At 70.5% G+C, this 7,939-nt stretch carries 8 protein-coding genes; 2 read left to right on the forward strand and 6 right to left on the reverse strand.

Translation table 11 applies throughout. The features are described from left to right. On the forward strand, positions 1-994 hold a 994-nt coding region (locus JHD63_RS20700), incomplete at its 5' end, for a nucleoside recognition domain-containing protein (protein WP_198972693.1). Between the two features lie 179 nt (positions 995-1,173). Here the strand turns inward: JHD63_RS20700 and JHD63_RS20705 are convergent. The 5 genes from JHD63_RS20705 to lplT all read right to left on the reverse strand — a co-directional run bounded on the left by JHD63_RS20705 (position 1,174) and on the right by lplT (position 6,116). Next, positions 1,174-1,779: a 3'-5' exonuclease gene (locus JHD63_RS20705; RefSeq protein WP_198972694.1), complete on the reverse strand. Its 606-nt coding sequence runs from the start codon at positions 1,777-1,779 to the stop codon at positions 1,174-1,176. Positions 1,780-1,915: 136 nt separating this feature from the next. Next, entirely contained in the window at positions 1,916-3,133 is a 1,218-nt protein-coding gene (locus JHD63_RS20710) for an acyl-CoA dehydrogenase family protein (protein ID WP_198972695.1), read from the reverse strand. 129 nt (positions 3,134-3,262) lie between these two features. Beyond that, positions 3,263-3,748: a glutathione peroxidase gene (locus tag JHD63_RS20715; protein ID WP_198972696.1), complete on the reverse strand. Its 486-nt coding sequence runs from the start codon at positions 3,746-3,748 to the stop codon at positions 3,263-3,265. An 83-nt stretch (positions 3,749-3,831) separates the two neighbouring features. Further along, positions 3,832-4,734, reverse strand: a complete 903-nt coding sequence (locus JHD63_RS20720) for a DMT family transporter (protein WP_198972697.1) — start codon at positions 4,732-4,734, stop codon at positions 3,832-3,834. A gap of 77 nt (positions 4,735-4,811) precedes the next feature. After that, positions 4,812-6,116, reverse strand: a complete 1,305-nt coding sequence (gene lplT, locus JHD63_RS20725) for a lysophospholipid transporter LplT (RefSeq protein WP_198972698.1) — start codon at positions 6,114-6,116, stop codon at positions 4,812-4,814. Between the two features lie 186 nt (positions 6,117-6,302). Here lplT and alr point away from each other — a divergent pair, with 186 nt between their 5' ends. Continuing rightward, entirely contained in the window at positions 6,303-7,397 is a 1,095-nt protein-coding gene (alr, locus tag JHD63_RS20730) for an alanine racemase (RefSeq protein WP_198972699.1), read from the forward strand. 203 nt (positions 7,398-7,600) lie between these two features. On the opposite strand, the gene JHD63_RS20735 is transcribed toward alr, so the two are convergent. After that, positions 7,601-7,939, reverse strand: a 339-nt coding sequence (locus JHD63_RS20735) for an NAD-binding protein (RefSeq protein ID WP_198972700.1), incomplete at its 5' end; no start/stop codon positions are given.

The raw sequence follows: 7,939 nt of genomic DNA on the forward strand, positions 1-7,939 counted from the left end.
GTTCCCGGGCGTGCCGGCCGGGCACCCGGCGCAGGGGGCGATGACGATGAACGTCTCGGCCAACCTGCTGGGCCTGGACAACGCCGCCACGCCGCTGGGCCTGAAGGCGATGCGCGAGCTGGAAACGCTCAACCCGCGCCCGGGCACCGCGACCGATGCGCAGATCCTGTTCGTCGTGCTCAACACCGCCGGCATCACGCTCATCCCCACGGCGGTGATCGCCATCCGGCAGAGCATCGCGCTGCGCCAGGGCGTGGCCCACTTCAACGCGGCCGACGTCCTGCTGCCGACGCTGCTGGCCACCTTCGCCTCCTGCCTGGCCGGGCTGCTGGCGGTGGCGGTGTGCCAGCGCCTGCCGCTGTACCGGCCGCGCTTCCTGCTGCCGCTGGCCGGCGTGCTGGCGCTGCTGGCGGCGCTGCTGGCCGGCCTGGCGCAACTGCCGGCCGAGCAGGCGGCGCGCATCACCGGCCTGGCCGGGGCCTTCTGCATCCTGGCGCTGGTCACGGCCTTCCTGGTGGCCGGCGCCTGGCGCCGGGTGCCGGTGTACGACACCTTCGTCGAAGGCGCAAAAGAAGGCTTTGGCGTGGCGGTGCAGATCATTCCCTACCTGGTCGGCATGCTCTGCGCCATCGCGCTGTTCCGCGCCGCCGGCTGCATGGACTGGCTGCTGGCCGGCATCGGCCGCGGCGTGGCGGCGCTGGGCTGGGACACGGCCTTTCTGCCGGCGCTGCCGGTGGGGCTGATGAAGATCCTGTCGGGCGCGGGCGCGCGCGGGCTCATGGTGGACGTGATGCAGGCCTACGGCGTCGACTCGTTCCCCGCCAGGCTCGCAGCCATCATCCAGGGCTCGACCGAGACCACCTTCTACGTGCTGGCCGTGTACGGCGGCAGCGTGGGGCTGAAGAACATGCGCCATGCGCTGGGCTGCGCGCTGTTTGCCGACGCGGCCGGGCTGGCGGCGGCGATCGGCCTGGGCTATGCGTTCTTTCGATGAAGCGGGCAGCCGCGCCGCATCGGCGATTCGGCGCGCGTACGCGCTGTCCGCAGACTGCCGGGCCCGTTTTGCTACGTTTTTTATAGCACAAAGCCCTGGTACAACATGGGCTACAGGCACTTTTTGCCTGAAAATCGCCTCGCGGCGCCACCTTCCTGCCCAATGACCCGTGCCGTGCGCTATCGCTGCGCCGGACGCTCCAGCGCCTCGAACACCCGCATCGCCGCATAGGCGTCGTTGGCGGCGTAGACGATCTGCGATTCGGTCAGGCGCGCATTGGCCCAGTTGGTGGTCGCGACCTTCTTGGACTTGACTAAGCGCTGGCCGAACAGGATGGCGATGGCCGCCTTCACGCCGACCTCCTTGCGCCAGCCGCGTTCGCGGAACACCGTGTCCAGGTCGAGCACCGCCTGCGGCTCCACGCCGAGGCGGCCGCGCAACTGCCGCAGGTCGCCCGACAGGCCGAAGCCGACCTTGCGCACCGCCGGCGACTCCAGCAGCGCCGCCGCCACGCGCAGGCATTCCGGGTCGCGCAGCTGGAACACCCAGGCGGTGGTGGCGGTGGCGAACTGCGCCACGTGCGGGCCGTCGGAGGCCTCGCCGCGCGCGAAGGTGGGCCTGGATTCGGTGTCGAAGCCCAGCACGCAGGCGCCTTGCAGTTCGGCCTCGGCGGCGCGCGCCGCATCGGCGCTGGCCACGAGCCGGATGGACTCCAGGCCCAGGCGCGGGAATTCGGGGAGCGCGGCGATGGCGTCGCGGTCGGGCACGTGCTGGCGTTCGGTCATGGCCGGCACGGTAGCACGGCGCGGCTTGCGGGCAGGCCATGCGCAGAACACCGTGGATCCGGCTGTGCCGGTCCAGCGGTGCTGCCCCCGGAAGGGAGTGGGCGAAGACGCGAAGCGCGCAGCCTGGGGGCGAGCCCTACTTCCTCTTGGCCAGCTCCAGCTTGGCGATCGCTTTGCGGTGCACCTCGTCCGGACCGTCGACGATGCGCACGGTGCGCTGGTTGGCATAGGACTCGGCGAGCCAGGAGTCCTGGCTCACGCCGGCGCCGCCATACGCCTGGATCGCCCAGTCCACGATCTTGCAGGACATGTTGGGGGCGACGACCTTGATCATGGCGATCTCGGCCTGGGCCGCCTTGTTGCCCAGGGTGTCCATCTTGTGGGCGGCGTTGAGCACCAGCAGGCGCGCCTGGTCGATCATGCAGCGCGACTCGGCGATGCGCTCGTGCCAAATCGACTGCTCCGACAGCGGCTTGCCGAAGGCGATGCGGGTGCGCAGCCGGTCCACCATCAGTTCCAGCGCGCGTTCGGCCGCGCCGATGGAGCGCATGCAGTGGTGGATGCGCCCCGGGCCGAGCCGGCCCTGAGCGATCTCGAAGCCGCGGCCTTCGCCCAGCAGGATGTTGGAGACCGGCACGCGCACGTTCTCCAGCAGGATCTCCATGTGGCCGTGCGGCGCATCGTCGTAGCCGAACACGCTGATCGGGCGCAGCACCGTCACGCCGGGCGTGTCGCGCGGCACCAGCACCATGGACTGCTGCTGGTGGCGCGGCGCCTCGGGGTCGGTCTTGCCCATGACGATGAAGATCTTGCAGTGCGGCACGCCGGCGCCGGAGGAGAACCACTTGCGCCCGTTGATCACGTACTCGTCGCCTTCGCGGCGGATGGAGCACTGGATGTTGGTGGCGTCGGACGAGGCCACGGCCGGCTCGGTCATGAGGAAGGCCGAGCGGATCTCGCCGGCCAGCAGCGGGTCCAGCCACTGCTTCTTGTGCGCCTCGGTGCCATAGCGCTCGATGGTCTCCATGTTGCCGGTGTCCGGCGCGGAGCAGTTGAACACCTCGCCCGACCAGGTGACGCGGCCCATCACCTCGCACAGCGGCGCGTAGTCCAGGTTGGAGATGCCGGGCACGCCCTTGTACTCGTGCGGCAGGAACATGTTCCACAGGCCGGCCTTGCGGGCGATGGGCTTGAGTTCTTCCACCACCGGTACGTGGCGCCACGGGTCGCCCTCGCGGCGCATGGCGTCGAGTTCGCGCGCATAGCGCTCCTCGTTGGGGTAGATGTGCTCGTCGAAGAAGGCGTGCAGGCGCTGCAGCAGGTCGCGGGTCTTGGCGGAATGGTCTCCCAGCATGGGGGGCTCCTGGTTGGGTGAAGCGGGTGCAGCGTATGCTGCGCAGAGCCGGATTGCACCACCCCAGGCGGGGCCGAGGAAGTCCCAGAAGCGACTGGCCCGGCCGCGGCAGTCGCGCGCGCGACCAGGTCAGGCCGCGAGCGCGGCTTCTATGTCGGCCTTCAGGCTCTCGGGCTTGTCCATCGAGCCATAGCGCTTGAGCACCGTGCCGTCGCGGCCGACCAGGAACTTGGTGAAGTTCCACTTGATCGCCTGGCTGCCCAGCACGCCGGGGGCCTCTTTCTTGAGCCACTGGAACAGCGGGTGCGCCTGCTCGCCGTTGACGTCGACCTTGGCCATCATGGGAAAGTCCACGCCGTAGTTCTTCTGGCAGAACGCGCCGATCTCGGCATTGCTGCCCGGGTCCTGGCTGCCGAACTGGTTGCACGGAAAGCCGATCACCACCAGCCCCTGCTCCGCGTAGCGCCTGTGCAGCTCCTGCAGGCCGGCGAACTGCGGCGTGAAGCCGCAGGCGCTGGCGGTGTTGACCACCAGCAGCACCTTGCCGGCGTACTGGCCGAGCGCAACGGGCGTGCCGTCCAGGGACTGGGCATTGAAGTCTGAGAGCGTGGGCATGGGGACTCCTTGAAGGATCGACGCATCCTATGCCGACGGCGGGCCGCCGTACAGCCGTTCGCACCCGGCAGGAGCGGGATTTGTCACGGCGCGCAACGCGCGTCCGCTTCGCCCTCGACAGGGCGCGCCAGCGCCGCCCAGGCCGCGGCCAGCAGCACCATGGCGCCGCCCACCAGGGTACGGGGCGCCAGTTGCGCGGCGCCCAGCGCCACCGCGGACAGGCTGGCAAACACCACCTCCGACAGCATGATGAGCGCCGTGGCGTTGGCGCTCAGCCGCGCCGCGCCGTACTGCATGCCGGCGTTGCCGGCAATGAAGGCCAGCGCCAGCAGCAGGGCCGTGAGCATCCAGGCCGGCGCCGGCAGGGGCGGCGCCGCGATCTCGCCCAGCAGCAGCCCCCCGGTGGCCGCCAGCGCGGAGACGGCCATGCAGCCGCTGAACATCGCGACCATGCGGCTCTCGTCGGTGGCGCTGCGCACGCGCCGCAACTGGATGTTGGTGAGCGAGAAGCAGAGGCCGCCCACCAGCCCCAGCCAGTCGGCCAGGCTCTCGGGCACGGGCCAGGGCATGCCCGGCGTGCGCAGCACCACCACCACGCCGGCCACGGCCAGCGCCATGCGCGCCAGCGCCGCGGGCCGCGGCCGCTCGCCCAGCAGCGGCCAGGCCAGCAGCACCGTCCACACCGGCATCAGGTAGAACAGCAGCACCACCCGCACCACGTCGCCGCGCGTCACGCCCCAGTTGAAGCACAGGTTGGACATGCCCGCCGCCAGCGCCAGCAGCCACAGCCCGCGGTGCCGGGCCAGCGCCCGCAGCGCCTGCGGCCGCCAGGCCAGCAGTCCGGCCAGCGCCAGCGCATAGATGGCCGCCGTCGCCCACAGCGGGTGCAGCCCGAAGCCCTCGAGCCGCCGGAACGGCCACCAGGACACGCCCCAGACGAAGGCGTTGAGCATCAGCGCGAGGGCAGCGAAAACGGAAGTGGGCATGGGAAGAAAAGGGGAGGGGACCGATGCTGCGCCGGCATGCCGCGCTGCGCCGCGCCGGGGGCGCGCGGCGGGCGGAATCAGTGGTGGTCGTCGTGGCGCGCGATGGCCAGCAGGTGCTCGACCTCGTCCTTGTGCACCCGCTCATTGCGCCGGTTCCACAGCAGGATCAGCCACATCACGCCCGCCACGACCAGCCCGAAGCCGGTGATCGCGCCGAAGGCGGACACGCCGAACTTGGTGGAGATGCTGTAGAACGCGCCCAGGCCCAGGATGCAGGCCTGCTCGTTGAAGTTCTGCACCGCGATGGAGCGGCCCGCGCCCATCAGGTTGTGGCCGCGGTGCTGCAGCAGCGCGTTCATCGGCACCACCAGGAAGCCGCCGATGCCGCCCAGCAGGATCAGGAAGGGCGCGGCCACCCAGACGTTGGTGATGAAATTCATGGCGATCACCAGCACGCCCATGGCGATGCCCAGCGGGATCACGCGCGTGGCCACGTCCAGCCGCATGCGCATGGAGGCCAGCACCGCGCCGACGGCCGTGCCGATGGCCACCACCCCGACCAGCGAAGACGCCTGCGTGGTGCCGTAGCCCAGCGCCGCGGCGCTCCAGGCCAGCACGATGTAGCGCAGGTTGCCCGAGACGCCCCAGAACAGCGTGGTGGTCGACAGCGAGATCTGCCCCAGCTTGTCGCGCCAGAGCCGCGAGTTGCAGCTCCAGAAATCCGGCAGCAGTTCCAGCGCATTGCGCGCGATGCTGCGCGAGGGGTCCTTGCGCAGCGGCCGCATCTCCACCCCGGTGTGCGGTATGCGGGTGTTGAACCAGGCCGCCAGCATGTAGACGAAGATCAGCGCCAGGATGGCGGCCTCGGCCGGCGTGTCCACGCTGGTGTCGATCACAGGGAAGTCGATCGACAGCAGCATGCCGGAGACATGCCGCCCGACCAGTTGCCCGCCCACCAGCACGCCCAGGATGATGGAGGCGATGGTCAGCCCCTCGATCCAGCCATTGGCCTTGACCAATTGCGAGGCCGGCAGCAGCTCGGTCAGGATGCCGTACTTGGCCGGCGAATAGGCCGCCGCGCCCAGGCCGACGATGGCGTAGGCCATGAGCGGGTGCGTGCCGAACAGCATCATCAGGCAGCCCACCACCTTGATCGCATTGCTGTAGAACATCACCTTGCCCTTGGGCAGGGCGTCGGCGAACGCGCCCACGAAGGGGGCGAGCACCACGTAGAACAGTGCGAACATGGGCACCAGGGCCGCGCGCTGCCATTCGGGGGCGCCGCCGTAGCGCAACAACTCCACCGCGGCCACAAAGAGCGCATTGTCGGCCAGCGACGAAAAGAACTGGGCCGACATGATCGTGTAGAAACCGCGCTTCATTCGATAGCTGACTGGCCGGCCTGTACGCCGGCGAAGAGGGTGGATGTGCGGGCTGTCTTGCTGCGGGGAGGTCGGGTTATAGCACGCAGCCCCGGCCCGCAAAGCCGATGTCCGGACGGCCCGGCCAGCCTTGTGCCGCGGGCGACGCTGCCAGAATGGCGGGCCCCGTTCCCACCCCCGCGCCGCATGCCCCGCCCGATCCTCGCCACCGTCCACACCGGCGCCCTGCGCCACAACCTCGAGCGCATGCGCCGCGCCGCGCCCGACGCCCGCGTCTGGGCCGTGGTCAAGGCCAACGCCTACGGCCACGGCATCGAGCGCGTGTTCGAGGGCCTGCGCGCGGCCGACGGCTTTGCCCTGCTGGACCTGGCCGAGGCCGAGCGGGTGCGCGCGCTGGGCTGGCGCGGGCCGGTCCTGCTGCTGGAGGGCGTGTTCGAGCCGCGCGACCTGGAGCTGTGCTCGCGCCTGGGCCTGTGGCACACGGTGCACTGCGACGAGCAGATCGACATGCTGGCCGCGCACAAGACGCAGCAGCCGCACCGCGTGTTTCTCAAGATGAACTCCGGCATGAACCGGCTCGGCTTCGCGCCGCAGCGCCTGCGCACCGCCTGGGCGCGCCTGGGCGCGCTGCCGCAGGTGGACGAGATCTCGTTCATGACCCATTTCAGCGATGCCGACGGCGCGCGCGGCATCGACCACCAGTGGATCGCCTTCGAGGACGCCACCGCCGACCTGCCGGGCGAGCGCAGCCTGTGCAACAGCGCGGCACTGTTGCGCCACGCCGGCCGGCCGCGGGTGCGGGCCGACTGGGTGCGCCCTGGCATCGCGCTGTACGGCAGCGCGCCCGACTTCCCCGAACACGACGCCGCGCACTGGCAGTTGCAGTCCGCCATGACGCTCGCCACCCGCGTGATCGGCGTGCAGCAGCTCGATGCCGGCGCCAGCGTGGGCTATGGATCGCGCTTCGTCGCCGAGGCCCCGATGCGCGTGGGCGTGGCCGCCTGCGGCTACGCCGACGGCTACCCGCGCCACTGCGACACCGGCACGCCGGTGCTGGTCAACGGCATGCGCACCCGCCTGCTGGGCCGGGTCAGCATGGACATGGTGGGCATCGACCTGACCCCCGTGCCCGACGCCGGCTTCGGCGCCGAGGTCACGCTCTGGGGCCGCGCCGCGAACGGCGCGGTGCTGCCGATCGACGAGGTGGCGCAGGCGGCGGGGACCCTGGGCTATGAGCTGATGTGCGCGGTGGCGCCGCGGGTGGCGTTTGCGGTGGATTGAGGGCGGTGGCTCAACGGGGCCTGCACCGTGCATCGCCAACCAAGTGAGGCGCGCAAGCCCTTGATGCCATTGGCGATTTCAGGCATGTCGGGCCGATTCTTGCCAAGATTCCTGCGGACAGGCCCCGGAGGCCGGGAATTTGAATGAAAAATGCCTGAAGCCCAGGAATCACCTGGGCTTTGAGCTATCAATAACAGAGCATCTCAAGCCGCAGCCCCACCGCGCGCCAGCAGGCCCACCAGCTCCGGCACCAGCGCCTGCGGGCCGCCCTGGGTGGCGGCGCGGGCGTAGGTCTGGTGCACGCTGTCGGCAATGGCGCGGGCGGCGCCGCTGTCGCCTGCCATGGCGGTGTAGTAGCCCAGGTCCTTCTGCGCATTGGCCATGGCAAAGCGCAGGCCGGAGGGGTCGCGCTCCAGCAGGTAGGGCTTGAGCCGCTCCAGCGCGATGCCGCCACCGCCGCCCTGGGCGAGCACGTCGACCAGCACCTCGGGCGCGATGCCGGCGCGCTCGGCGCAGGCGGCGGCCTCGGCCAGCAAGGCGAC

The organism is Xylophilus sp. ASV27 (genome assembly GCF_016428875.1).
In the GTDB taxonomy this organism is placed as follows: Bacteria; Pseudomonadota; Gammaproteobacteria; order Burkholderiales; family Burkholderiaceae_C; genus Xylophilus.